Here is a 24,621-nt window from a genome sequence, read left to right on the forward strand (position 1 = left end):
CCGTTTTTTACTGGACATCTCGGAATTCGAGGTCGGGTTTTTAGAATAGGGTGATCGGAAACCGACGCATCCGGATTTTCTTATTTCCTTCTGTTTTTTCCTTCTGTTTTTTCCTTCTGTTTTTCCTTCTTTTTGTTTTCCGGGCAGAGTTTTTATATAATGTCTAAAATACAAAATGCTCATTAGGAATGAAACTCAGCTACCTGAAAACGTACAAACTGGAATTCTTTTTCTTCCTGGTTCTGTTTTTTCTGAGCTACGCCGCTCTTTCCGGAAATGATTCCGGGGCCGGAGCCGGGACTACTGACAACTACTTCTGGGTACCCTCTGCAGTGATGCAGTCGATAGCCGCAGTATATGCCGTGTTCATTGCCATTTTTGCCCTGTCCCTGCAGAAGACCCAGGACAGCATCCACTCGATTGCAAACAGGTTAAAGCCCCCCCTGAAACTCGTATCCTACACCGCAGCCGGGAGCATATACTTAAACGGGCTTGTGCTCATCATTTTCAGCATATATTCTCCTTCGGAAACAAAGGCAAAGCTCCTGCTTTTCGCATCCCTGCTCTCATTGATAGCCTCCCTCATCGCGATTGTCTACCTGTCCCTGGAGATGTTGAGCGACGTTTCCGGGCTGAAGACTTCGTCGGAAAAATTCGCCCATATCTCCTCCCTTCTCAGGGACCTGAAAGAAGGAAACCTTTCGGAAACGGAGGGACTCAGCGCCGGGGATACGGAGTTGTGCACCCTGGCCCTTCACGATGAAAAACCCGAAGTCCGCCTGGCTGCAGCCGAATTGCTGGGCCGCATAGGGGATGAAAGGGCAGCAGATGCCCTGCTCTCCTGCCTGAAGGACAAAAATTCCCGGGTCAGGGAAGCTGCAGTTGAAGCCCTTGGCAGGATTGGGGCCGAAGATACGGTCGGAGAACTCATTGAATGCCTGGAGGACAAAGACCGGAGGCTCAGGCTTCAGGCGGTACGCGCCCTTGCCAGGCTCGGGGACGAAAGGGCAGTTGACCCTATAATCCGGAAGCTGGACGACAAATCCCCCGAAGTCCAGGCTACTGCAGCCGAAGCTCTCGGAAACCTGGGCAGCCGGAGTGCGGTAGATGCTCTTCTCAAAAAACTGGAAGAAACTCAGGTAGATACCCGGGAAGGCAGCCGGATGGCAGGCACTTTTCCGGAACTCCAGAAGCAAATCCTTTCCGCTCTTGGGAAAATAGGAGATAAAAAAGCCCTGGAACCCCTTCTTTCCAGCCTGGATTCCCCCTTCCCGGAAATCAGGAAGTATGCAGCCGAAGCCCTCGGAAGCTTGGGAGACGAAAGGGCAGTTTCCCCTCTGGTCAAAAAGCTCTCCGATCCCGGCCCCGAAGTAAGAAACGCTTCAGCATACGCTCTCGGAAACCTCGGGGACAAACGGGCGCTTGTCCCTCTCCTGGGGATGCTTGAAGACCCCGACCCCGAACTCAGGATCACTGCCGTATATGCTCTTGGAAACCTCAGAGCTCCGCAGGTAATAGACCCGCTAATCAAAATGCTGGATGACAGTAACTTCTGGGTAAGAAAGTGTGCTGCTGAGGCTCTTGGAAAAAGCGGGGATAAAAAGGCAGTCGAAGTCCTCGTAAATAAGCTGAATGACATGGATCCCGAGGTCAGGAGAGTTGCAGCCGGAGCTCTGGGGATAATTTCCGAAAACCGGGATTTCAGGTAAAAAATGGTGAATCTGAAATTTATATGGTTTTATGGTCGTTTGAGGGGCATTAGTTAAAATTGACTATTAAATTAGTAGTCAAATTTGAATATCGTTAAATTTAACTAATCCTCAAATCTAACCAAACACTTTTGATATGATATTCTAGTCTCCCTGTTTTCTTTTCACAAAACTTATGCCCACAAATCCTTAGGTTAGCATCAGTGAAGCGTAATGTAGCGAAATAGGCAAAACTCACTGCTGAGACGCAGCTCAGTTGGTGAAACTCTGCCGTCACATCCATCTGTTGCACATAAATTAAAAATCAATGTGATCTTATTAAATAAAGATAAAATGAACGATAATGAGATAACAAAAGAAATTGAAAGGCTGACTGCCGAAGGTATTAATTTATTACTCAAAATTGATAACTTAAAAATTAACGAAGTTTTAATTCATTCTTTGGACTATCAGAATTGGTATACTGAATCACTTGCTATTGTAAGGCAGTTATTTCCTGAGAGGGCTCAAGAATTCATCGAGTTTTACGAATTAAAAAAGACTTCTGATGACTTTAATCTTGATTGTTACACTATCAAGGATTTCTTCCGGGGAATTACTTTTACTACTTGGGGTGGAAAGGAAGTTTTTGATCCTAAAAACAGCTTCAGGATTAATTTTATGCAGCAAATTGGAATCTTAAATTCCTTAAAACCATTGATTGAAAAGAAATTGTCCTATATAAGGGGACTGCTTAAAGCGGAATTATATGATAGTGAAATCGATAAAGCTAGAGACCTTTATGATAAAGGCTTTTTAAGATCTGCTGGCGTAATTGCAGGGGTTATTTTAGAAGGTCATTTAAACTCTATGTGCGAGAATTACAACATAATTGTTGGTAAGAAAAATCCTACTTTGTCTGACTATAATGAGGCTCTGAAAAGAGAAAACATAATTGATGTTCCTCTCTGGAGACATATTCTATGGCTTGGAGATGTCAGAAATCTTTGTGCACATCAAAAGGAAAGAGAACCAAAACCTGAAGAGGTTTTGAAATTAATAGATGACGTTTCAGAGTTCATAAGCACTTCTGATTCTGCGTTCGATCTTGGTAAAATTTGATTTTATTGTCCTTTAGCAGTAAGGCTTTTCTGGAATACATAATAAGAGAAAATCATGAGAATGTGCCTTAAATTTTGATTTTTCTCTCTTATATCCGGCTGGATATTTCAGTAAATATTTATACAGCTTTCCGGTAAACAATCTTACAATATTGACATCCTCCGGAATATATTGTTTAAAAATACTTATCTTCCGCATAAATTTATTCGGAATCTGTTCAGAAAATTGAACTAAAGATGGGGCTAAATTCTTTTGGCAGGCGATAAATCGAACTCAGCTTCTAACTGTATGCGTCGTGACACTGCAGCAGAGGATGATTCACTCGGATTCAAACCTTACGTCGAGGCTATCGCAGAATTTCTTACCAATGAGGACACTTTAGCTCCGATCACTCTTTCTATTGAGGGGCAGTGGGGATGTGGCAAGTCTTCTTTCATGCAACAATTGAAAAAGAAAATCGAAGAGGGAAATGACCGCAAAAGTAAAAGAAAGAGATATTTCACGGTGTGGTTCAATTGCTGGAGATATGAAAAAGAAGATGAGTTATGGGCTGCTTTTGCCCTTAATTTAATGGAGAAGCTGTCGGAACAGCTTTCTTGGAGGGGGCGTCAGTGGGCAAAGATAAACCTGGTATGGCTAAGACTTAAGTTTAAGTGGAAAAATGAAAGTTCAATCATTCTTCATATTCTTTCACGTGTAATTTTTATCTTAATTATTTTAGCACTTTGGGCTTCATTTATTTTATCCATTCCGCATTTGATGGAGCGCTTATTCTCATATTCTATGGGTATATCATTCTCTGTTTCTCCATTTACAGGCCCAATAGATCTTTTTTTAAATCTGGTAAATCCTTCAAATTCTACCTCTTCTATTGATGCTAACCTAGTAAATAATTCGACCTCCGTTGGTTTAGTTGATGCTAAATTCAGGACATCTGTTAATGTTTTGTTAATGTTGGCCGGAATTATTGGTCTTTTACTTCAATCATTTTATCTTATTAAAGAAATTAAAAATTTTGTTGGAAATCCTTTTGATTTCAGTGAATTTATATCCAATCCGAATTACACGGCACACATATCTTTCATAGAGCACTTCCATTCTGATTTTGACAAGATAATTGAATCCTATGTAGGAAATTCAAGGGTTTATGTCTTCGTTGATGACCTTGACCGTTGCGAAGTCCCAAAAGCGGCAGAACTCATGCAGGCGCTTAACCTCATGATCTCGGATAAAGCAAATGTTTATTTTTCCATAGGTATAGATCGCAAAGTCATCTCTGCAGGACTTGCAGCTAAAAACGAAAAAGTCCTCGGGTACCTGGGTGTCAAGGGACTTAAATACGGTTATGATTATATTGAAAAATTCATCCAGCTTCCTTTTAAAGTGCCCAGTCCCAAAAATGAGGATTTTAAGGAATTTATGAATCCTCAAAAGAAGCAGGATCCTCCCTCAAAAAAGTCCTGGCTATCTGATAATCCATTGAGTAATAATTTAAAGAAAGTATTCAGTAAATTTAAGATTACCCACTCCGGTTCGCAGACCGATGAAGAAAGCATCCCTCAGGAAAGTACTGAAAGTGCCAAAACCGAGGAAGGGGTTCCTGAGGGTACTGCAAAGGAAGAACCTGAAAAAGAGGAGAAGATCCTGAACGACAAGGACTGTGATGAAAAATCAGGGGAATGGGATCACATTCTGGAAATGGTTGCTCCAGCTCTTGATAGAAACCCTCGTCGTATGAAACAGTTCTTCAACCTGTTCCGTTTTCAGAGAACTATAGGCAAAAGAACGGAACTCCTTTCCTATGATCCAGGCACAAATCCTGAAAACAGGTGGAATTGCAGAAAACTTGCAAAATTTGTGGCAATAAGCATGAATTGGCCTTCCCTGATTTCTGCTCTCAGTTCTAACAGTGAGCTTCTCAACCAGTTACAGGCATATGCACTGGATCCGAAAGGTGAAAATAAAAACTTGGAGGAATGGACCAAGGATGAAAAGTTGATCCGCTTATTGAAGTACGGTTGCGTAGAAGAGGGCAATCTCTCAGAAGAGAAAGCTAACTATACCCTTTCAGGTCTTGACTTTAGTAAGTTGTTGCAGATCTCTCCTGTGGTTGAACCTCCTGATGAGAATTTGTCTAGTTCGCTATCTGATATGGAATTTGTGCGGATTTCTGCGGGAGATTTCATGATGGGGTCACCTGATGGTGAAGACGGGAGGCGGGATAACGAAGGTCCTGTCCATAAAGTAACCATTAAAAATCTATTTTACCTTGGTAAATACCCGGTTACTCAGAAACAGTGGAAAAAAGTTATGGGCAATAATCCTTCTCGTTTCAAAGGTGATACCCTGCCTGTAGAATCTGTTTCCTGGAATGACGTTCAGGAATTTATCAAAAAACTCAATAAAATGGAAGGCACTGACAAGTACCGCCTTCCTTCTGAAGCTGAATGGGAATATGCCTGCAGGGCTGGTACAACCACCAACTTTTATTTTGGCGACGACGAGTCAAAACTTGGAGACTATGCTTGGTATACAGGTAACTCCGGTGGGAAGATTCATCCAGTTGGTGAGAAGAATCATAATTCTTGGAACCTTTACGACATGCATGGAAATGTCTGGGAATGGGTTCAGGACAGATGGCATGATAACTACGAAGGTGCTCCTTCCGATGGTAGTGCCTGGGAAAATGGAAATGGCTCCTACCGTGTGGTGCGGGGCGGCGGCTGGCACTACGGCTCCATGAACTGCCGGTCGGCAATCCGCAACGGGCTCGACCTCGACAACCGCGACAACAACGTTGGCTTCCGTCTTCTGAGGAAACCGTAACCACTTTCCACTTTACTACTTTACCACTTTACAATGGATGTAGAAAATAACCCCGGCGAAGCCCGAAGCTCGAAGCGTGCGAAGCCGCCGAGCCTGAGGTGCTGAGCCATCCCACTTTATATATAATCTCATTAAATTTTTCAGTAGTGCTTTTATTGATTTCTTACTGATGAAGTATAGGGCTAGCGATCGTCAATAGCTCTTCCCGTGTAATATGGGGTAGTAGCTGGATCAACAACGCCAGGAATTGCCGGTCAGCAAACCGCAAATCGAAGCTATAACACTAAAACTGAAAATTTAATATCTGTAAAAGAGTAAATCATATATTATATTGTATTATACAGTATTGTAATTCCTGGTAATGTGGAGCTGTTGGCAAATGGAGAATACCTCTGAAAAATTTGATTTTCAAATCATCCTTGAATCCGAAGAAGTTGAGGAATCTTCGACTTATTGGCAAAAACAGTGCCATATGCTCTATGATCAGATTCGTAAGAAACTTCCTGAAGGTTCAATTGACCCTTCAAGTCGTAAGGGTCGAGAGGGAGAAAAGGCTGATATAATCATCTCATTTGATGTTCTTACGTTTACAGGTGTTACTTTAAACTCTTTTTACGTTCTCATTAAATTTATTGATGTCTGGGAAAGAAACCGGAAAAAGGCAAATGTAAAGCTTAATTCCCGGAATGGGGACGAGTTTGTTCTCTCTAATTTGTCTGTTGATGAAGCCCTCGAAATATACCGAAATCTGCAGCAGGAAGATAATGAGCAAGAGTAAGTACTATGGCTGGAAAAAAGTTTGGGATTGTCATAGGTACTAATGAGTATTCCGACAGCAAAATCCCCAATTTACGCTTTGCACAAAAAGATGCAAAAGAAATAAAAAATATTCTTCTTGACTCTGATATCTGTGGATTTGATAAAGTTGTAGATTCCACAGACAAAACTAGCGTACAGACTTTTTGTGACATTGAGGGATTACTTAATAAAGCGGAGTACGACGATTCACTCCTTATTTATTTTTCAGGGCATGGTGAACCTGACACGCAGCATGATCTCTGTTTGTTGTTTAACAACACCAGAATGGACCGGTTGCTTGCTACTTCGTTAAACTACTCAATGATCAGGAAGTGTATAGATGCTTCAAAGTGCAAGACATTTGTTGTCATTCTCGATTGCTGTTACAGCGGGGCTGCAGGCATAAAAGGTAATAATCTAAAAAAAATCCTTGCCAGGTCTTCCGGTTCGGGTACGGCTATACTATCCGCATCAAGTGAATTTGATGTAGCCAAAGAGGATGAAAAACTGGAACATGGTGTTTTTACACATTATCTGGTCGAAGGACTGAGGAGTGGGGCAGTTGCAGGTGACAGAAACGGAGACATATCTCTTGTAGACTTGTATAATTATGCTCATAAAAATACTACAGCCAGATGCTCTCAAACTCCATATATAAAAGTGGAAGGTGAAGGCAGGATCATTATCGGGAAGAACCCTTTGAAGGTTAAAGAGAAGGAGTTCATTCAGAAAAAGAACAAATTGGTTAAAAAAATCAGAAAAGAACTCCCTGCCAGTGTTTATGATATATCTATGATTGTTCTCATTGATGCCTATGAAAAACCAGAGGAATTAACAGAAAATGATGAAGAAATAAGGAGTTCTCTGGAAGATCTTCTGGCTGGCAGAATTAGTGTTAAGACCTATATTCCTACTGTTCAATGCTACTTGGAAAATGAAGATATTGAAAAATCGTATGTTCTGGAAAAATATCGGGAACAAGAAATTCCAAAAACCTTCACCAGTCCTTTTACTGGAATGGAATTTATATTAATCCCTGCAGGCGAGTTTGAGATGGGCTCCCTTCTTGATGAAAAGGACAGGTACGACTACGAAATTCCGGCTCATAATGTACAATTTAAGAATCCTTTCTACATGGGCAAGTATCCGGTTACTCAAAAACAATGGGTAGCAGTAATGGGTGATAATCCTTCCAGTTTCAAAGGTGATGATAGACCTGTAGAATCTGTTTCCTGGAAGGATGTTCAGGAATTTATCAAAAAACTCAATGAAAAGGAAGACACGGATAAGTACCTTTTACCCTCTGAAGCTGAATGGGAGTATGCATGCCGTGCCGGAACGACCACTAAATATTCTTTTGGTGATGACGAGTCAAAACTTGGGGATTATGCATGGTACAGTGGTTATTCAACTTTCGAAGAATGGAAGGAAAATCGGGACAAAATTTTGAAAGAAGGTAAAACTCATCTAGTTGGACAGAAGAAGCCTAATCCCTGGGGCCTTTACGACATGCACGGAAATGTGTGGGAATGGGTTCAGGACAGATACCATTCAGATTATAATGGTGCTCCTTCTGATGGTAGTGCCTGGGAAGATGGAAATAGCTCCAACCGTGTCATTCGGGGCGGCAGCTGGGGCGACCTCGCCAGGTACTGCCGGTCGGCTTCCCGCGCCGGGCCCGGCCCCGACTCCCGCGTCAGCTACGTTGGCTTCCGTCTTCTGAGGAAACTGTAACCACTTTCGACTTTACCACTTTACCACTTTACGGTGGCCATAGAAAATAACCCCGGTGAAGCCCGAAGGCCCGAAGCGTGCGAAGCCGCCGGGCCTGAGGTGCTGAGCCGCGCCTGAGTCTTCCTCGTTTTTTTAAGTCCTCTTGAGGGAGCGCAGCGAGCGAAAAGGACGCGTGCTCCCGATGCGCAATTCGGGTGCGCAAGCCGCCGAGCCTGAGGTGCTGAGCCACCCCACTTTGTAAATATAATTCCCTTAAATTCTTCAGTAATGCTTTTATTGATTTCTTACTGATAAAGTACAGGGCTAGCGGTCGTCAATAGCTCCAACCGTGTAATACGGGGCGGCAGCTGGAACAACAACGCCAGGAACTGCCGGTCGGCTAACCGCAACAGGAACGACCCCGACAACCGCGACAACAACGTTGGCTTCCGTCTTCTGAGTTCACCGCCACTGCCCGAAGTTACAGTGTTTACGGATGCTGTGCCAGTGCCCCGGCGGTGACCAGACCGCAGTCCTGCGCCGGTGTCTGCCGGACAAAGAGAATTCGAACCGCTGCCTCTGGTAGGGCTAAATGCTGATTATGCTGAGGTTTCGAAGGCGGTAGCGGTTCATATAGTCAGGTGCTTCTTCTGGTTTACACACTTTTTTTTCTTGCTGCTTCATTATATTCTACTTTGGAGAAATGCCGCACCGAAAGTGCGGGACAAGACAGACGGAAGATGATATTCAAGGTTGCTCCGGCTCCAATTTCTCCCCTCACCGAACTTCAAGTCCTCTTGAGGGAGCGCAGCGACCGAAAAGGACGCGGGCTCCCGAATCGCAATTCGGGCGTTACATCCACTCATAGCACATCAAAACTTCCGGATTAAACCCCTGCATCAAACTATTTTCCGCATACCCGAAAAAGAGGCACCCATCACAGTTCCTCACAAGTTCTTCCCGCCTGGCTTTCGAATCTCTCCACACCTTTTCAAACCCGTCCCTCATCACATTCCCGAGCGGCTCGTGCTGCACCCGGCAGGTTTCCGCCGTGCCGTCGTGGGTGACGTTTATGATTACGCTGCTTGCCCGGCATTTGTAGTTCATGTCCCCGTCCCTGACCATGCGCAGGTATGTTTTGGAGTTGATGATGGGGTAGCCCTGTTTTTTCAGCTCGATTATCCGGTCAACGGTACGGCGGAATTTTTCTTTGTCTCGGATTCCGAACTCTTCCCAGGTTCCGTCTTCGATTTTGGGGAATTCGTGGACCGGCTCGAAGGAGATTTTTGTGCCCAGGTCTTTTGCAAGCAAAATGAGGTCTTCGATGTCGTCGAGGTTTTTGTTGCTGAGCACGCAGTTCATCAGGATTGGGTGTTCTTTGTTTTGCTGCTTTCGGACTTCTATGGCTTTTTTCAGTCCTTTCATCAGGTCTTCGAAGTCCATGTTCCGGATTTCTTTGTAGCTTTTTGTGCCGTCCACGGAGACGGAGAGAAAGTCCACGTCCTTTAATTCGTGCGCCCGCTTGAAGAGGAGTTTGCCGTTTGTGACCATGGAGGTTATCATGCCGAGTTTTTTGGCGTGAGCCATGATCTCGGGGAGGTCTTTTCGGAGGAGGGGTTCGGTTGTCCAGGCGTTGTAGACTCCTATCCCGAAGGCTTTTGCGTCCTCGAGCAGTTTGAAGACTTCTTCACGGCCCGGGTCTTCGCCCGTTTCCTTCCAGTATTCGCAGAAACTGCAGCGCATGTTGCAGCGGGCGTTTACGCCGTGGGAGATTACGAAGGGGCGTTTTTTGATTCTTATCTGCCAGAGAGCTCTTGCTGCGAGGAGGGGGTCGAATCGGGACATGGGAGATCATTTTTCTGGTTTTAACAAAATTTTGTTTTTAACAAAAGAATGTCTTCTATTCATGGGCTTTTTTATTATAGCTTTTTTGTAATCTGTAAGCTAAAAAGGTAAGGCGGATTTGAAAAAGTTGAGGAACTTAAGTGTGGGGATGCCGTAATAATTAAAATTATTCTAAAGTTCACAAAACCAAAAAAAAAGTGTGCTCGCCCTGAGGCGAGCACCTTGTATCGAATTTAGCCAAAGAGGGCGCCGAGACCGGCCATGCCGTCTTCTTCGGAGGAGTCGTCTTCCTCTTCTTCCTCTTCTTCTGCAGGAGCTTCTTCTGCTGCTGCGGGTGCTGCTGCTGCGGGTGCTGCTGCTGCTGCGGGTGCTGCGAATGCTGCCTGTGCAATTGCTTCTTCGATGTCCACGCCTTCAAGGGCTGCGACAAGTGCCTTTGCTCTGGCTTCGTTCACTTCGATACCTGCTGCCGCAAGGACGGCAACGATTGCGTCTTCAGTAACTTCCTTACCTGCGTTGTGCAATAAGAGTGCTGCGTATATGTATTCCATCATTGATCACCTAGATTTGTATTAGCGTAAATTGTGAATTTCAAATTTGTTCATCCGAAAAGGGCTCCGAGGCCTGCCATTCCGTCTTCTTCGGAACTGTCGTCCTCTTCCTCTTCTGCTTCTTCCTCTTCAGTCTCAGTAGCTTCCTCAACCGGGGCGCTTGTGGCGGCCACAGCGGCTGCGCTTGCGGCGGCTCCGAGAGTTTCTCTCAGTTCGTCGTCCACTGCGTTTGCGTCCTTGTCTGCGGCTTTGGATGCTACAGAGGTCATCTGGGCATGTGCCTTGCCGAGCAGGGCGTCCATGACTCCCGGTTCAAGGATAACAGCATTGACACCCAGGTTCTTTGCTTCTGCAAAGGCTTTCGCAAGCAGGGTGCTGACGGTTGCGCCAGTCGGGAATGCCGTGTTGACAGAGAGGTTGAATGCGTTCTGAGCTGCCCTTGTGATGTCGGCAAAGTACTTGCTTTCATCAATTTCAAGGAGTTCCGGCTTGTAAATAGTCCCGGCATCGTAAACCGCCCTCAAGTCCAGACCGACTATAAGGGGGTAGATTTCCAGTTTTGCAAGCATTGTTGCAAGCTTCTGGGGGACGGCTTCGCCTTCCTTACAGACCACTTTCTTTTCCTTAATGGCAACCTTTCCCGCTTCGATTGCTGCGGGGATCCCGGCACTCTGGAATTCACCGAGGATCGGGCCAGGGGGGAAACTGGTCGGGCCCTTCTGGACAATAATGTCACTGGGGGCGATCGCGCCTCCTTTTATTGGAGACGGGGTCTTGGTACTTTCGAGCAGTTTGTAAAGCTTGAAGGGGCTTTCGTTCGTGAAAACCAGGGCGGTCTGGCTGTCGATGTGATTTTTCATCTCGGGAATATTTTCCCCGAGTTCGCTTAAAGCCCGCTCGATGAGGGTGTTTCTGGAAACCTTAAGCACTGCAACGTCCTTCAGGTCTCTGCGCATCTTCTGGATCTGGGCTGCAAAGATACCTTCAATCCCCACCATTCCGAAAATGCTGTGGGACTGGATGAGTTCTTTTATGTTCTCTATTTCATCCTTTTTCCACTGCGGGATATGTTCGGTATGATGCTTCTCCTCAGCCATTTACACCACCCTCTCAGATTTGCCCATAGTTGTCGTGACATAGACCGATCTCACGTTGTGCTTACCCTTTTCAAGGGCACGCTCCAGTCTGGTCACAATAGTCTCGACATTCTCTGCCAGGGCATCCGAGTCCATGTTTCTCCTGCCGACAGCTACGTGGAAAGTGAGCTTGTCCTTTGACCTGAGCTTTACTGCATTTTGCTTGCTCTGGATCAGTTCCCCTATGTCCTTGTTTGGCAGGAGTGGGATCGGCATTTTTCCCCTGGGTCCAAGTACGACACCAAGGTTCTTACCGATTATCGGCATGAACTGGGTTTCTGCGATAAAAAGGTCACATTCGTTTGCAAGAGACCTTGCCTTTGACTTGTCGCCGACAAGTTCCTCAAGCTCAATATCAGAAATAACGTACGCGGCACCGGCATCCTTTGCCCTGAGTCCCACGTCACCTTTTGCAAAAACGCCTATCTTAAGGTCTTTTCCGAGCCCGTGCGGAAGAATAATCTCTTCGTCGACTCTATTCTTTGGTTGGTTCATGTCAAGGTTCCTTAAGTTAATCGCTACGTCCACGCTTTCCGAAAAATTGCGCTTCGGCGACTCCTCAAGTACTTTCTTGACGACTTCCAGTATATGATCTTCTACCATCTTGCTCCTCTCCGTAGTGTTGAACTTAATTGTCCATCAGCCGCTACGGCTTACTACGGTTTGTCGATAGTTGGCTGCCCGGGATTTCGGGCCCTCTTACTGTTAATTTATATAATTCCTATAATTTGTATCATTTATATAATTCACATAACAGTAAGCCACTTATAGCTCTCTAGCTTTCACACTGTCCCGGGGGATGCTGGTCAAAGCTTCTGAGCTATTAGTGGTATCCCATTTAAAACTATTGGTGTGGATTGGGTGTCCCGGATAAAAAGGAAGGGTTGAAGGTTTTACCACTCTTCGCCAGCAAGTACGTCATCGAACTTGCCTTCGTCGAGTGCCTTCTGGCATTCCCTGGCTTCCGTCTCTTCAATGGTTACGCCCATTGGAACACAGGTGCCCATAACCTCTTTCATTGCAGCTTTGAGGTCGTAGGAAAGGATATCTTCCTTTTTCATGCGGGCAATCTTCGCAACCTGCTGGATGCTCAAGTTGCCAACAACTTCGCTTCCCGCAGTCCCCGATCCTTTCTTGATCCCGGCTTCCTGCATTACCAGGGCCGAGGTCGGAGGGGTACCAACTTCGATCTCAACGTTTTTCTTGTCATCAACGATTACCTTTACAGGGACCTGCATCCCGTTGTAATCCCTGGTTTTCTCGTTGATCTTGTCGACTACTTCTTTTATGTTGACCCCGAGGGGACCAAGTGCCGGACCTAAGGGGGGTCCTGGGTTTGCTTTTCCACCCGGGACAAGTGCTTCAACAATACTTGTCATCTGAGTATCACCGGTTTTGATAAGTATAATTATAATTTTGCTTGAATTTACCTTTATTTTCCTATTGAGTACTGATTATCAAATACTGATTATCAAATACTGATTATCAAGTACTGATTATCAAGTACTGGTTATTAAGTACTGGTTATCAAGTACTGGTTATCAAGTACTGGTTATCAAGTACTGATTATCAAGTACTGATTATCAAGTACTGATTATCAAGTACTGATTATCAAGTACTGATTATCAAGTACTGATTATCAAGTACTGGTTATTAAGTACTGGTTATCAAGTACTGGTTATTGAGTACTGGTGAGTAATTAATAAGCGGAATATTTCGGGCTTTTAACTTTCGATAGTGCCCTGTGTCCTTTTTCCTTAATTTTCAAACTCTTTTTTCAGTACCCTCACGGTATCCCCGCGGATTGTAATGGGGATTGGGACCACTGCGTCAAAGAGTTCCACCGTAATTTCTTCATGCCCTTCGTCAACCCGCTTGACCCGGGCTTTCTCACCTTTAAAGGGTCCTGAGGTTACTTCTATTATGGCCCCTTCTTTGATGCCGGTCACCACTGGCTTCGGTTTCAGGAAGTGCTCGATTTCGGCAATCGTGGAACTTCCCCTGACAAGAGCTCTTGCATGGGGGATAGTCTGGATTGCCAGTTCCACTATCCCGGATTTCGGGGCCTCTACAAGGACATATCCCTTCAACTCATCCGGAGCTAGGATTGCCCTTATGTCGGACTTTTCTTTCTTCACAACTCTTGCAAGGGCTGTCGCTACCGATCTTTCCTGGTTTGCCGTGGTCTTGATTACGAATATCTGGGACTCCTCACTCATTGAGCCACCCACTGGGGCAACATTGTTAACAGTACATAGATAATAAAGCCTATTGCACCCACAGCCAGGATCCCGGCACCTGCAACTTTAGCAATGGTCAAGAACTCTTCCCTGGACGGTTTTTTTGTAAGTTTCAGGACCCTCAGGTGTGCCCGGATTACCTGACCGATGCGTTCTGTACTTATTTTCTGTTCAAACATGGATTCTGCCAAACGATTCACATCCAGGTTTTCTGTACTACTCTTTGATAATCGGAATTGTTATATAAATACGCTTCCGGCTCCTTCCCTTACGCCCCATGACAGGATATGTTTGCCCTGTACGCAAGGATGTCCGGGCTCTGTTCGGGATGAACCGAGCGGGTAATATTACTAATTCCTCTTATTTTAAGATATCACTGATTCAGGCCTTAAAACATCAGATGGTTTCGATTTTCGGACCTTCCGTCTACTTTAAATTCGAAACCGCATCAGTATCCGCATCAGTATCCTGAAATGTTTTTTTGATGCCGAGTCGTATCGGCATCATACGTTATTTACCATAAAAATAGTTTTCGATTGGATTTTTACCCTTTATTTTTTTCCCTTAAGGAGAGGAAAACAGTACGTCTATCCAATCGGCCTTTTTTATCCCTGATCTTCTGCTTTTTAAGCCCTATCACTCTACGAAGTCAATCCCGTATTTGAGGGTGACATTTTTGTCGTTTCCGTGCCCGTAAATCTGGGCGGAGGTAACTCCGGTGACCACGATCATTGTGCGCACGGTCTGTTCAAGTTCGGGGTCGACCTGGGCACCCCAGATCAGGCGGGCATTGGTGTCGATCCGGTTGTAAACTTCCTGGACCACGTTCTCTGCTTCGGCTATGGTCATGTCAGGGCCTCCGACCACATTCACGAGGGCAGAGGTCGCGCCTGAGATGTCAACGTCAAGAAGAGGGCTCCTGAGGGCTTTTTGCACGGATTCTACCGCCTTGTTCTCGCCATCGGATTCCCCGAGTCCTATCATAGCAACGCCTCCGTTCTGCATGACAGTCCTGATATCCGCAAAGTCAAGGTTGACAAGCCCCGGCTTTGTGATAAGCTCAGTGATACCTTTTACGGCCCTCATCAGGATTTCGTCCGATACCTTGAAAGCCGCCTGAAGCGGAAGTCTCGGGACAACTTCTATCAGTTTGTCGTTGGGAACCACGATCACGGTGTCGGCAACGTCCCTAAGGCGTTCGAGCCCTGCTTCTGCATTGGTTCGGCGGATGTGCCCTTCCACACTGAAGGGGAGGGTGACTACTGCGATTGTAAGGGCGCCTGCGTCCCTGGCAGCTTCGGCAACGACCGGGGCGGACCCTGTTCCGGTTCCTCCTCCCATACCTGCCGTTATGAAGACCATGTCAGCGCCTTCGACAATTCTGTTAATCTCATCGATGCTCTCGATTGCAGCATCTTCTCCTATCTGGGGGAGGCTGCCAGCTCCAAGTCCGCGGGTCTTCTTTTTCCCTATAAGGATCTTTTTGTTAGCGTGTACATGGAGGAGGTGCTGGGCATCAGTGTTCAGGGCAACCATTTCCGCTCCCTGGATTCCTTCCCCCAGCATGCGCTGGATGCTGTTCGAACCGCCGCCTCCGCAGCCAACGACCTTGATGGTTGTTTGAAGGCTTTTCAGGATCTCTTCGAGTTCGGCGTTGATTTCGTCGTTTTCGTTCGAGTCATCAGGGTTTACATACTCTCCCTGCCCGCCACGTCCTTCCTGGGCAGATCGAGCAAGGGCTTCTTCCACAATGGATCTCATGCTACTGTTTTCCTCCGACCTGTAGGGTAATCGCTTAGTGAATAGTATTGAAGGATAAAATTATTTTTAAACATCACATATACAGTTTCCAATTTAAGAGTTTTCCTTTTCCGGGTTTCTGGTTTAGATGTTCATTGTTTAAAAATTTTGCCAATGTTTTCGGATTTCTCTCTCTAAATTGTTTTTTTCTTGCCTCTTGCCCGTCTTATGATGTCTTTTTTCTCCCTACTCTCTCCGGGATCTTCTCTTATTTTTTTCGGCAAGCTGTATATTTTTTTAGATTTTATATTTTTTGAAGACGCCCTTCTATTTTTATTTTTCCCTTTTGCCCCGGATTTTTTCTTCCTTTTCTTTTTTATGAACCCTTCTTAACCTGTTACGGCTTCTAATGTCCAGGGCCTGGCTTCTAGTGTTTCATACCTGGTTTCTATAATCTCAGGCCCGGCTTTGTGAGCCCTGCAAGGTTTTTTGTAAGGTTGTATCCTTCGGGTTTTTGCCCTGCGTGTTATGCTTTTCCCCTTGATTCCCCTAAAATAATTCCCGTGGCAATCAGATGGGCTACTCGCAGGGGTTCCGGGATATTGCTTCTTATTGCTGTGAGCCTGACTATTTTCTCCGCGCTTTTGAGCCCGATTCCCTTTTTCTGGATATACACGGGATTTTCCCGGTTTCTCGTGACGACCTTTTCTATCTTCCCGGCTTTCTCTATTATATTCCAGCGTTCTTCCCCGTCAGGGAAGTGCTTAAGTGCGGCTTTTATTTTTTCAAAGTCCGGGTACGAGCGCATGACCACTATTACGGGAAGTCCTGTTTCTTCGTGAAGCTTCACAATGTCAACGACGTTGAAGCCTCCGTATGTGACCCCGTCCAGCATGATAACCCTGAGCTGCCCGTAGTGCTTGCTTTCCTTTGCCATCCGGCTGATGACCTCGGTTGCATCAAGCCCGTCCCGGGTGATTTCCGAACGCAGGACCCCGTCCATCCAGTCCCCTCCCCTGAAAACAGTTCCGACTATCATTATTTTTTCTGTAATGAGGGCCGAGTCATCTATCCCGAGGACCCGGATCTCGGGTTTGACATGAAAATCCGATTCCACGCTTTTCTTTACGTTGAAATTGCAAAAATAGTTTACCGGTTTTCAAAAGCAGTTTTACAGGAATAGTTTTACAGGAATAGTTTTACAGGAATAGTTTTACAGGAATTGTTTTTTATGTTCGTTTTCCCAAAATAGTTTCCCCCTAATATTTTTCAAGATCCGTTTTTCAGGATATTTTTCAGGATATTTTTTCCGGAAACTGCTTTTTTTAGAGGACGTGCTGTTGTCGATATCCATCAGGCCCTGAATTTAAAAAATACCCCTGGGGGCTTTCTTCCCCCCCGGTTTCAGACGAACATTGTTTCGGCCAGCTCGATCTGGTTCATTTTCTGCGTACTTGCGGCCATTGAGACCTTATCTACCGCTTCCAGGAAGTCTTCCATCTCCACTGCCTGCCCGTCCTTCCGGACTGCAAGCATCCCCGCTTCCGTGGCAATTGCCTTCAGGTCCGCTCCGCTCATGCCCTCGGTGAGTTTTGCGAGCTTCTTGAAATTGATGCCTCCGGTAAGGGTCATGTTTTCACTGTGGATCTGGAGGATCTTTTCTCTGGCTTCTGGTCCGGGCATCGGAACGTTCACCAACCTGTCAAAGCGCCCTGGCCTGAGAATTGCCGGGTCAAGGACGTCCGGGCGATTAGTTGCTGCAATGATCCGAACGTTCTTCCGCTTGTCAAAGCCGTCCATTTCCGCAAGGAGCTGCATGAGCGTCCTCTGGACTTCCCGGTCCGCGCCGGTAGTTTCGTTCAGACGCCTGGCTGCAATCGAGTCCAGTTCGTCAATAAATATAATACTCGGGGCTTTTTTCCGGGCCATTTCGAAGATTTCCCGGACAAGCTTGGAACCGTCCCCTATGTACTTTTGCACAAGTTCCGAGCCGACTACCCTGATGAAGGTTGCTTTCGTCCTGTGAGCCACGGCTTTTGCGAGCAGGGTTTTACCTGTCCCCGGGAGACCGAAAAGAAGCACTCCCTTGGGAGGTTCTATCCCTATGCGGGAAAAGCGTTCCGGGTCGATAAGCGGCAGTTCCACTGCTTCTTGAAGTTCCTGAATCTGCTCCTCTAGCCCACCGATCTGGCCGTAGTCCACTTCCACTGTTTCGAGGACTTCCATCGCAGCTACAAAAGGCTCTTACGTAGAGGGAATCACCTCAGCAATGGCAAGGGTATGCTGGTTCAGGGCGACTTTTGCCCCTGGGGCCAGTTTTTTCTCGTCAATGTACTGGGACACGTTTACCAGAAACTGGGGTCCGTTGCTGCTCCTCACAATGATCCGATCGTTTTTGATCACATCGATAACCGTACCAATGATCAGAGGAGAGGTCTTCATGCGATCCAGTTCAGACTGCAGCTTCCGGATTTCCCTTTCATATTTGATCTTCTGGTTTTCCAAATAGCGCTTTTCTGATTCGATCTGGCTACACTGCTCTTCCAGATAGGTGTTGCGGCTTTCAAGCTGTCTCATGCGGTCCTGAAGGTTCTCTGATGACTCTTCCATCCCGCCAGTCTCGATTCCGTCATACACAGGTCCGGACTTCACAACGTGACTGCGCATGTTTTCATCCTTACTTTTGGTACTTTCCGTCATGGAGCTCCGAATAATATTTAAGTTCGTACCGTATATAGCGTTTTCGAAGTGATCAATATGCAGTGCGAAATATGTGGTGCAGAGATCCGTGAAAAGCCGATAAGCGTTACCATAGACAATAGTGTACTTCAGGTATGCCCTAAATGTGCTCCATACGGGCAGCCTGTCAATAAGAGGGCACCTGTTTCCAGGAAAGTCTCTCCGGTGGCTCGAACGGCACCACGGGTTACAAAGAGGCCCCAAAAGAATTACTTTGACATTCTAAAGGATGAACTTGTAGAAAATTATGAACATCTTCTCCGGGAAGCCCGGGAATCTCATGGCTGGTCTCAGGAAGAGCTGGCTGTCAAAATTAAAGAAAAAGCATCCCTCATTAAGAAAATAGAACGAAAAGAGATCGTGCCCGAAGACTCCGTGCGCAAGAAACTTGAGCACACCCTCAACATCAAGCTAACGGAGCGGGTTTCCAGTTCGGATCAGGAGGTCTCCCACTTTAAGACGGATACGACCCTCGGGGATATCGTTAAGATCAAGAGGAAGTAATTCTCCGCTGAGACATGGTAATTAGGTTACGGTAATTAGGTTACGGTAATTAGGTTACGGTAATTAGGTTACGGTAATTAGGTTACGGTAATTAGGTTACGGTAATTAGGTTACGGTAATTAGGTTACGGTATTACATATCAGGTATTAAAGTTGGGTAAGTAAAATAAGGTACTAAGATAAGGTAATTAAAATAGATAAATCAATATAAAGGTGAATTCCGGGGTATCGGTTTTCAATCCTGACACCTCAGTAATCCAGACTGGAATGTAGGCTGGAGAGTTCTTTATCTCTCCTTTTTCTCATTTCCCTTTATTTTTTACTCCCTTATGTCATCCCTTTTTCTTCTCTTCTTCTCTCCTCTATTTTTTTTCTGCTTTTTCTCTTCAATTAGGTCCTGGTCTGTACAGTTTCCTACCTGCCTGCCTTTTGCCTTCCCTTTACATTTCGATCTCAATGTCGTACACTTTTTCAGGATTTTCCTTGTGGATGGTCCAGAAAGGTTCTTCCCCGTGCTTTTCTACCAGTTTTAATGTTCTGCGAGGGATTGTTTTCGGGCCAAGTACCGCGCCGGGCCTTTCAGGGTCATCGATATAGTCTGTTTCCATCATGAAACGGGTACCTTCTTCAAGGGCCTTTTCAATCGCTCCTTTGGAACAGATCACTCCGGGAAAGACTCCCAGTTTCTCGCAGGCGTTAACGAGAGGCGGGGCATAGTGCTTAACCACCCTGTACATTTTGATCCCGGTTTTCCTTGCCCTCTCCGCAATATCGGTGAGTTCCGGCTCTTCGACGCTTTCTGTGTGGAGCTGGACTGCACAGTCCTGGTCTCTTCCCAGGGAAAAGGCGTGTTCCATGATCTCGTTTGAGGCTTCCCAGACCTCTCCGGGAACGGGGTAGTGCGGGCGCCCTGATTTAATTCCCACCGCAAGACCTTTTTCCACGTAGTCTGCCGCAAGCTCAAGGCCTTTTTTCATGGTCTCGGCAGCCTCTCCTAGTTCCATGTACTCCGTGAGTTTTGAAATCTCTGCAGGGTGTACCCCAAGCACGGGAAATGCCCCAACTCCCATCTCCCGGATTTTTGCGGCGATTTCCACTGTCTCATCAAAGACGGGCAGGTAATCTTCGGGCTTTTTTACAGTGATCCCCAGGGTCCAGGTCGGCTTGGTCACCAGGATAATGTGGGTTCCCCCTGCGTTCTGGAAGTCTTTTACGGCGGCAAGCCCCCTGGCTCTCGGGTCGATGTGCATGTGGTTGTCGGTAATCGGAATTTTTGCGGGCATTTTTTCTTCCTCAAATTTGCTTTAGCCTTGCTTTAGCCTTGCTTTAGCCTTGCTTGAATCTTTCTCAAAAAGGGTTTTCCGAAAGTTCTTTTTTTCATCTTGAATATTTTTATGTGTTTTCACGGCCTGTAAATTTTCCGGTTTTTCAGGTCTGCGGCCTCTTTCGCTACACTTTCGCAGAAGGCTTGTCCCCGATATATTAGCACCCAAAACTTGAAATAGATAGCCTGCTGTTGAGTACCCGGGAAGCAATCAAGTAATTTTTAGTCAAATTTTTTGAAAGGTCTTTTTCCCTTTTCCAGCTTATCAAGCGCTACCATTCTTCAAATAAGAAACCAAACGCATGGTTACCTGATACACGGTGACCTGAAATGGCAACCTGATATACGGTGACCTGAAATGGTGATAATATGAGCAAAACCGCAGCAGTAATAAAAGGTGACGGGGTTGGCCCCGAACTTGTCGACGCAATGCTTAAAGTCGTGGAAGCCGCAGGTACGGACGTCGAATTCGTGATGTGTGAAGCCGGTGCCACCTGGTGGGAAGAACACGGTGGAAATTCCCTTATCCCTGACGAGACCTGGGACATCCTGGACAGCTCCGACGCCTCCTTTAAGGGGCCTACCACCACTCCCGGGGGGATCGGTTCCCCGAGAAGTGTGGCCGTGTCCATCAGGAGGAAGTACGACCTCTATGCAAACGTGCGCCCCATAAAGACTTTCCCGAATTCCAATGCCCCCCTGGGAGACGTTGAACACATCTGTGTCAGGGAAGGGACGGAAGGCCTCTACATCGGCGAAGAAGTCGCACTTACGGATGATGTTTCGATAGCTATCCGCAAAATCACCCGTACTTCCTCAGGTAAGATTGCTCGCTACGCCTTTGAAGAAGCAAAGCGGAGAGGCTACGACACTGTTGTCCCAATCCACAAGAGCAACATCCTCAAACAGACCTGTGGTACCTTCCTCGAAGAGGTCGAAAAGGTCGGAAAAGAATTCCCTGACATCGAGATCTGGCCCTACCATGTAGACAACATCGCTATGCAGCTTATTAAGAACCCGCAGATCTTCGACAAGAAGATCCTCCTGTCTACCAACCTCTTCATGGACATTATCAGCGAGGAATGTGCGGCTCTGGTCGGCAGCATCGGGATGATCTACTCCGCCAATATCGGGGACTCTTTTGCCATGTTCGAACCCGCCCACGGCTCAGCCCCCAAATATGCAGGTCTGGACAAAGTCAATCCGGTTGCAACCGTCCTTGCAGGGGCCTGGATGCTTGACTACCTGGGTGAAAAGGATAAGTCCGAAGCCATCTTCAAAGCCACGGAGCGCGTGGTCTCCGAAGGCAAGTACGTCACCTACGACCTAGGCGGAAACGCAAAACTCAGCGAGATGGCCGACGAGATCGCAAAGTACACGGCAGAAATCTTGAAGTAAAAAAGTAATTCTGATGCACAAAGTGCAATAACGCGGAATAAGGTCTCTGAAAGAGTTTTTGAGAGAATATCTCAGAGAGTTCTCCTACTTTAGAGCCTTGTTCTGTTCCTTATTTTTCTTTTTTTCGTGTTCCTATATTCCGGTTTTCGGTCTCAGTTTCATCTCTTTTTCGCAAACTTCCCTCTGCCTCCTGCGTGTACAGGGTCACAGATCGACTGGCAAAGGAAATACTTCTCCACGTAGGCCAGGAGTTCTTCGTCCGAGATGGAGGAGACCCGCTCTTCGTTGTCGTAGAGTTTCTGGATTTCTTGCTGGATGTTGAGGAGCCTTTCATCGTCTTTTTCTACGGCTGTTTCGACTCCCAGCAATTCGTTTAAGGTTTCCTGGACCTTATGTCGGATTATTTCCAGGCCCGAGGAATCCCCAATTAGGAGCAACCTTTCTCTTCCTATCAGTTCCGGAGGATAGGGTTCGTAGTTGAAGGGGTTTTTCAGGATGCCTGCGGCGTGTATCCCTGATTCGTGGGCGAAGATATTTTTCCCCACAACCGGTTTGTTTCTCGGGATCCGGAGTCCCAGGGCTTTTTCCATGAAGTCCGTGAAACGGGAAATGGGTTCGAGGTTGTATTTCTCAAAGCCTTCCACGCGGTCTGCCAGGAAAAGGAGGATTTTTTCCATCCCCGTATTTCCTGCACGCTCTCCTATTCCGAGGAAGGTTACACTGCTCCAGTTAGCTCCATACCAGTATCCTGCAATGGAACTTGCTGTCCCCATCCCGTAATCGTCATGAATATGGGTCTCGATGTTCTTGACTTTTATCTCTTTTTTCAGATGTTCCATTATTTTCGGGATCCCGTAAGGTTCATCAATTCCTATGTACGGAAGCCCGTACCCTACTGTGTCGCAGACCCTGATAATGCAGTCAGGATCGATTTCCATGATTTTTTCGATAAGTGGGAAGACGAAGTTGTAGTTGTCAGCTCTTGTCATGTCTTCCAGGTGAGCCCGGGTGCGAAGCCCATGGTCAACGGCGTACTGGAGGGCATCAAGGTATTTCTCCTCTGCTTCCTCCCTTCCTGAAAGCCGCATTTTGGACTTTATGTGGGTATCCGAGACCGACATTAATATTCCTGTTTCTTCGAGCCCGTCAACTTCCAGGATCTTATCAATGTCCCCGCGAGAAGCCCTTGACCAGCCCGTGATCTCGGGGCACTCGTATCCCCTGTCAAACATGAGCTTTACGGCGTCCTTATCTCTCTGGTTGAAGACAAAAGCTTCCAGTTTTTCAATTCCTATCTCGTGGAGGTACTCGTAGATCTGAAGCTTGTGGTCCCTTTTCAGGACTATCCCCGGCATCTGGGAGCCGTCGCGGATTGTGCTATCACTGATGAAAATCTCATTTCCGTAGGGCAGCTTTAACTTGGGTAAATCGTCATATGATTCGTAAACCTTCATCACTTTTCCTCCTGTATTTGTAGATAACAGTGGCCTGCATAGGGGGAGCGGGCTTACACTGTTGGGGGTCCCCATCTTCTATTAAAAAATGTCGTTACATGATATAAAGTCGGAAAAACCAGTCTAAATAAGCGAGAAATTATCCCGTTTCTAACCTGAAAATCCCCTTTTCAGGTGTATCTGAGTCGACGTTTGCTTTTTCAGGTCAAGTTGTCAGCATAAATATATGCGTTTATGGTTAAAATGTTTTTCTTCTATTTAAAAAATATATTTCTATTTATAAAAACCCATTTTTCAAGAATACCCGGTTAATATTCACAAATCTTTCCCATCATATTGTTTTTCACTTTTAACTTAAAGGGGCAAGTCCTATCATTAATAATACATATTTTCTTAATGTGTCCCCCCCACGATCAGTGATTTGCCAGTAGATACAAACTTTCCCATGGATAATTTTTCCGAACACTTTTTTGTCGCATGAAAGTTTACTTTCCTGACAAGCCCCTACTGCTGATAATAAGGTATATCTAGAACAAATTATATTTATATCTCCGCAGATTTCAGGTGTATGATTTATATTTATTGTTGTATAATATCACATGCCTGACTTGCTCAGAATTATATAATGTTAATTTGCTGTATAAAGTGAATTGCTGTATGAAGTGAATTGTTGCATGAAGTGAATTGTTGCATGAAGTGAATTGTTGCATGAAGTGAATTGTTGCATGAAGTGAATTGTATAGTTAATTTGTTTCAATTTAAATTCGCATCCGGCACATATTTAATTTACATTTGATATTTAATTTACATTTGGTATATTTGCATCACTTTTACCCAGGTGGAACATGTCCGAAATAGTAGGTGTTAGCGGCGGTCCGACAAAACCGGAAATCATTGTGGTGTCCCTCTCAAAGCTCGGGCTTCGAGACGGGGACCGGTTTGCAGATGTAGGCTGCGGTACGGGTTCGGTATCAATTGCAGCAACCCGGCTGGTCAGGGGGCTCACGATCTATGCAATCGATGCCCGGGAAGAGGCTCTCAGGGCTACAGAAGCGAATTTTAAAAATTTCAATATTGAGAACGGCAGGATTTTTGCCGGAGAAGCCTCGGAAATCCTGGGTGGAGAACTCATTGATTCTGTTGACTGCGCTTTTGTCGGTGGGACAAAGAACATTGGCACCGTGCTAGAAAAACTGGTGCAGAAAAATGCCAGGAGCATTGTGGTAAATGCCGTCCGGATCGAGACTGTTGTCAGGACAATCGAGGCCATGAAGAAACTCGAGATTTTTGATGAAGTCATCCACCTGGTGGTCTCAAGAAGCGCCCCGATTGCAGGGGAGACCATGTTCAAGCCTGAAAACCCGGTGTACATTATTGTCGGAAAAAGCTGAATAACTGAATTTCATGCTTTGTGTTAATCTTTGATGATTTACGTTTAATCTGGTAATTTATGTTTACCTGATGATTTACGTTTAATCTGGTAATTTACGTTTAACGTGACAATTTACGTTTAATCTGGTAATTTACGTTTACCTGATGATTTG

Annotated in this window: 19 protein-coding genes and 2 pseudogenes; 9 read left to right on the plus strand and 12 right to left on the minus strand. The window is 45.8% G+C overall.

Going from position 1 to position 24,621, the window contains the following annotated elements:
* Positions 1–188 precede the first annotated feature (188 nt).
* The 6 genes and pseudogenes from MSMTP_RS01750 to MSMTP_RS20295 all read left to right on the plus strand — a co-directional run.
* Positions 189–1,709, plus strand: a complete 1,521-nt coding sequence (locus MSMTP_RS01750) for a HEAT repeat domain-containing protein (protein WP_048177389.1) — start codon at positions 189–191, stop codon at positions 1,707–1,709.
* Between the two features lie 333 nt (positions 1,710–2,042).
* On the plus strand, positions 2,043–2,810 hold the full coding sequence (locus tag MSMTP_RS01755; RefSeq protein ID WP_048177391.1) for a hypothetical protein: 768 nt from the start codon (positions 2,043–2,045) through the stop codon (positions 2,808–2,810).
* 252 nt (positions 2,811–3,062) lie between these two features.
* Entirely contained in the window at positions 3,063–5,636 is a 2,574-nt protein-coding gene (locus tag MSMTP_RS01760; protein WP_048177392.1) for an SUMF1/EgtB/PvdO family nonheme iron enzyme, read from the plus strand.
* Positions 5,637–6,015: 379 nt separating this feature from the next.
* Positions 6,016–6,414 (plus strand): hypothetical protein, encoded by a 399-nt coding sequence (locus tag MSMTP_RS01765; protein ID WP_048177394.1) that lies wholly within the window; start codon positions 6,016–6,018, stop codon positions 6,412–6,414.
* Between the two features lie 5 nt (positions 6,415–6,419).
* On the plus strand, positions 6,420–8,168 hold the full coding sequence (locus MSMTP_RS20290; RefSeq protein WP_082090454.1) for an SUMF1/EgtB/PvdO family nonheme iron enzyme: 1,749 nt from the start codon (positions 6,420–6,422) through the stop codon (positions 8,166–8,168).
* Positions 8,169–8,495: 327 nt separating this feature from the next.
* A pseudogene (locus MSMTP_RS20295) lies at positions 8,496–8,669 on the plus strand (SUMF1/EgtB/PvdO family nonheme iron enzyme); the annotation flags it as partial.
* 330 nt (positions 8,670–8,999) lie between these two features.
* On the opposite strand, the gene MSMTP_RS01775 reads toward MSMTP_RS20295, so the two are convergent.
* From MSMTP_RS01775 to MSMTP_RS01820, 10 genes and pseudogenes are all read right to left on the minus strand, one after another.
* The gene (locus tag MSMTP_RS01775) at positions 9,000–9,992 is read right to left on the minus strand and encodes a radical SAM protein (protein ID WP_048177395.1); all 993 of its coding nucleotides are present in this window, start codon (positions 9,990–9,992) and stop codon (positions 9,000–9,002) included.
* Between the two features lie 233 nt (positions 9,993–10,225).
* Positions 10,226–10,543, minus strand: coding sequence for a 50S ribosomal protein P1 (rpl12p, locus tag MSMTP_RS01780; RefSeq protein WP_048177397.1), 318 nt, complete (start codon positions 10,541–10,543; stop codon positions 10,226–10,228).
* Positions 10,544–10,593: 50 nt separating this feature from the next.
* Entirely contained in the window at positions 10,594–11,640 is a 1,047-nt protein-coding gene (locus MSMTP_RS01785) for a 50S ribosomal protein L10 (RefSeq protein WP_048177400.1), read from the minus strand.
* Positions 11,641–12,282 (minus strand): 50S ribosomal protein L1, encoded by a 642-nt coding sequence (locus MSMTP_RS01790; protein ID WP_048177401.1) that lies wholly within the window; start codon positions 12,280–12,282, stop codon positions 11,641–11,643.
* A gap of 290 nt (positions 12,283–12,572) precedes the next feature.
* Positions 12,573–13,058, minus strand: a complete 486-nt coding sequence (locus MSMTP_RS01795) for a 50S ribosomal protein L11 (protein WP_048177403.1) — start codon at positions 13,056–13,058, stop codon at positions 12,573–12,575.
* Positions 13,059–13,436: 378 nt separating this feature from the next.
* A complete protein-coding gene (locus tag MSMTP_RS01800) occupies positions 13,437–13,898 on the minus strand; it encodes a transcription elongation factor Spt5 (protein WP_048177405.1) in 462 nt (153 codons plus the stop codon).
* Positions 13,895–14,110, minus strand: a complete 216-nt coding sequence (locus MSMTP_RS01805) for a protein translocase SEC61 complex subunit gamma (RefSeq protein ID WP_048177406.1) — start codon at positions 14,108–14,110, stop codon at positions 13,895–13,897. Before MSMTP_RS01805 ends, MSMTP_RS01800 begins: the two co-directional genes overlap by 4 nt.
* Positions 14,111–14,555: 445 nt before the next feature.
* A complete protein-coding gene (ftsZ, locus tag MSMTP_RS01810) occupies positions 14,556–15,680 on the minus strand; it encodes a cell division protein FtsZ (RefSeq protein WP_048177407.1) in 1,125 nt (374 codons plus the stop codon).
* Positions 15,681–16,185: 505 nt separating this feature from the next.
* On the minus strand, positions 16,186–16,776 hold the full coding sequence (locus MSMTP_RS01815; protein ID WP_048177409.1) for a DUF99 family protein: 591 nt from the start codon (positions 16,774–16,776) through the stop codon (positions 16,186–16,188).
* A gap of 287 nt (positions 16,777–17,063) precedes the next feature.
* Positions 17,064–18,359 (minus strand): annotated as a pseudogene (locus MSMTP_RS01820) (proteasome-activating nucleotidase).
* Between the two features lie 57 nt (positions 18,360–18,416).
* On the opposite strand from MSMTP_RS01820, the gene MSMTP_RS01825 reads away from it, so the two are divergent.
* On the plus strand, positions 18,417–18,902 hold the full coding sequence (locus tag MSMTP_RS01825; RefSeq protein WP_048177410.1) for a multiprotein bridging factor aMBF1: 486 nt from the start codon (positions 18,417–18,419) through the stop codon (positions 18,900–18,902).
* Between the two features lie 439 nt (positions 18,903–19,341).
* On the opposite strand, the gene MSMTP_RS01830 is transcribed toward MSMTP_RS01825, so the two are convergent.
* Positions 19,342–20,184 (minus strand): TatD family hydrolase, encoded by an 843-nt coding sequence (locus tag MSMTP_RS01830; protein ID WP_048177411.1) that lies wholly within the window; start codon positions 20,182–20,184, stop codon positions 19,342–19,344.
* Positions 20,185–20,594: 410 nt separating this feature from the next.
* Here MSMTP_RS01830 and MSMTP_RS01840 point away from each other — a divergent pair, with 410 nt between their 5' ends.
* Entirely contained in the window at positions 20,595–21,623 is a 1,029-nt protein-coding gene (locus MSMTP_RS01840) for an isocitrate/isopropylmalate dehydrogenase family protein (RefSeq protein ID WP_048177414.1), read from the plus strand.
* A 158-nt stretch (positions 21,624–21,781) separates the two neighbouring features.
* Here the strand turns inward: MSMTP_RS01840 and MSMTP_RS01845 are convergent, their stop codons facing one another.
* Positions 21,782–23,077: an isopropylmalate synthase gene (locus MSMTP_RS01845; protein WP_048177415.1), complete on the minus strand. Its 1,296-nt coding sequence runs from the start codon at positions 23,075–23,077 to the stop codon at positions 21,782–21,784.
* 845 nt (positions 23,078–23,922) lie between these two features.
* Between MSMTP_RS01845 and cbiT the strand changes: the two genes are divergently transcribed.
* A complete protein-coding gene (cbiT, locus tag MSMTP_RS01850; protein WP_048177417.1) occupies positions 23,923–24,468 on the plus strand; it encodes a precorrin-6Y C5,15-methyltransferase (decarboxylating) subunit CbiT in 546 nt (181 codons plus the stop codon).
* Positions 24,469–24,621: the final 153 nt, after the last annotated feature.

Source organism: Methanosarcina sp. MTP4, from assembly GCF_000970045.1.
Taxonomy (GTDB): Archaea; Halobacteriota; Methanosarcinia; order Methanosarcinales; family Methanosarcinaceae; genus MTP4.

What these genes read in the sequence shown, in the direction of transcription:
- MSMTP_RS01750 (WP_048177389.1), top strand. Translation starts at nt 189, where the DNA reads ATGAAACTCAGCTACCTGAAAACGTACAAACTGGAATTCTTTTTCTTC.
- MSMTP_RS01755 (WP_048177391.1), top strand. Translation starts at nt 2,043, where the DNA reads ATGAACGATAATGAGATAACAAAAGAAATTGAAAGGCTGACTGCCGAA.
- MSMTP_RS01765 (WP_048177394.1), top strand. Translation starts at nt 6,016, where the DNA reads ATGGAGAATACCTCTGAAAAATTTGATTTTCAAATCATCCTTGAATCC.
- MSMTP_RS20290 (WP_082090454.1), top strand. Translation starts at nt 6,420, where the DNA reads ATGGCTGGAAAAAAGTTTGGGATTGTCATAGGTACTAATGAGTATTCC.
- MSMTP_RS01775 (WP_048177395.1), bottom strand. Translation starts at nt 9,992, where the DNA reads ATGTCCCGATTCGACCCCCTCCTCGCAGCAAGAGCTCTCTGGCAGATA.
- rpl12p (WP_048177397.1), bottom strand. Translation starts at nt 10,543, where the DNA reads ATGGAATACATATACGCAGCACTCTTATTGCACAACGCAGGTAAGGAA.
- MSMTP_RS01785 (WP_048177400.1), bottom strand. Translation starts at nt 11,640, where the DNA reads ATGGCTGAGGAGAAGCATCATACCGAACATATCCCGCAGTGGAAAAAG.
- MSMTP_RS01790 (WP_048177401.1), bottom strand. Translation starts at nt 12,282, where the DNA reads ATGGTAGAAGATCATATACTGGAAGTCGTCAAGAAAGTACTTGAGGAG.
- MSMTP_RS01795 (WP_048177403.1), bottom strand. Translation starts at nt 13,058, where the DNA reads ATGACAAGTATTGTTGAAGCACTTGTCCCGGGTGGAAAAGCAAACCCA.
- MSMTP_RS01800 (WP_048177405.1), bottom strand. Translation starts at nt 13,898, where the DNA reads ATGAGTGAGGAGTCCCAGATATTCGTAATCAAGACCACGGCAAACCAG.
- ftsZ (WP_048177407.1), bottom strand. Translation starts at nt 15,680, where the DNA reads ATGAGATCCATTGTGGAAGAAGCCCTTGCTCGATCTGCCCAGGAAGGA.
- MSMTP_RS01825 (WP_048177410.1), top strand. Translation starts at nt 18,417, where the DNA reads ATGCAGTGCGAAATATGTGGTGCAGAGATCCGTGAAAAGCCGATAAGC.
- MSMTP_RS01830 (WP_048177411.1), bottom strand. Translation starts at nt 20,184, where the DNA reads ATGCCCGCAAAAATTCCGATTACCGACAACCACATGCACATCGACCCG.
- MSMTP_RS01840 (WP_048177414.1), top strand. Translation starts at nt 20,595, where the DNA reads ATGAGCAAAACCGCAGCAGTAATAAAAGGTGACGGGGTTGGCCCCGAA.
- MSMTP_RS01845 (WP_048177415.1), bottom strand. Translation starts at nt 23,077, where the DNA reads ATGAAGGTTTACGAATCATATGACGATTTACCCAAGTTAAAGCTGCCC.
- cbiT (WP_048177417.1), top strand. Translation starts at nt 23,923, where the DNA reads ATGTCCGAAATAGTAGGTGTTAGCGGCGGTCCGACAAAACCGGAAATC.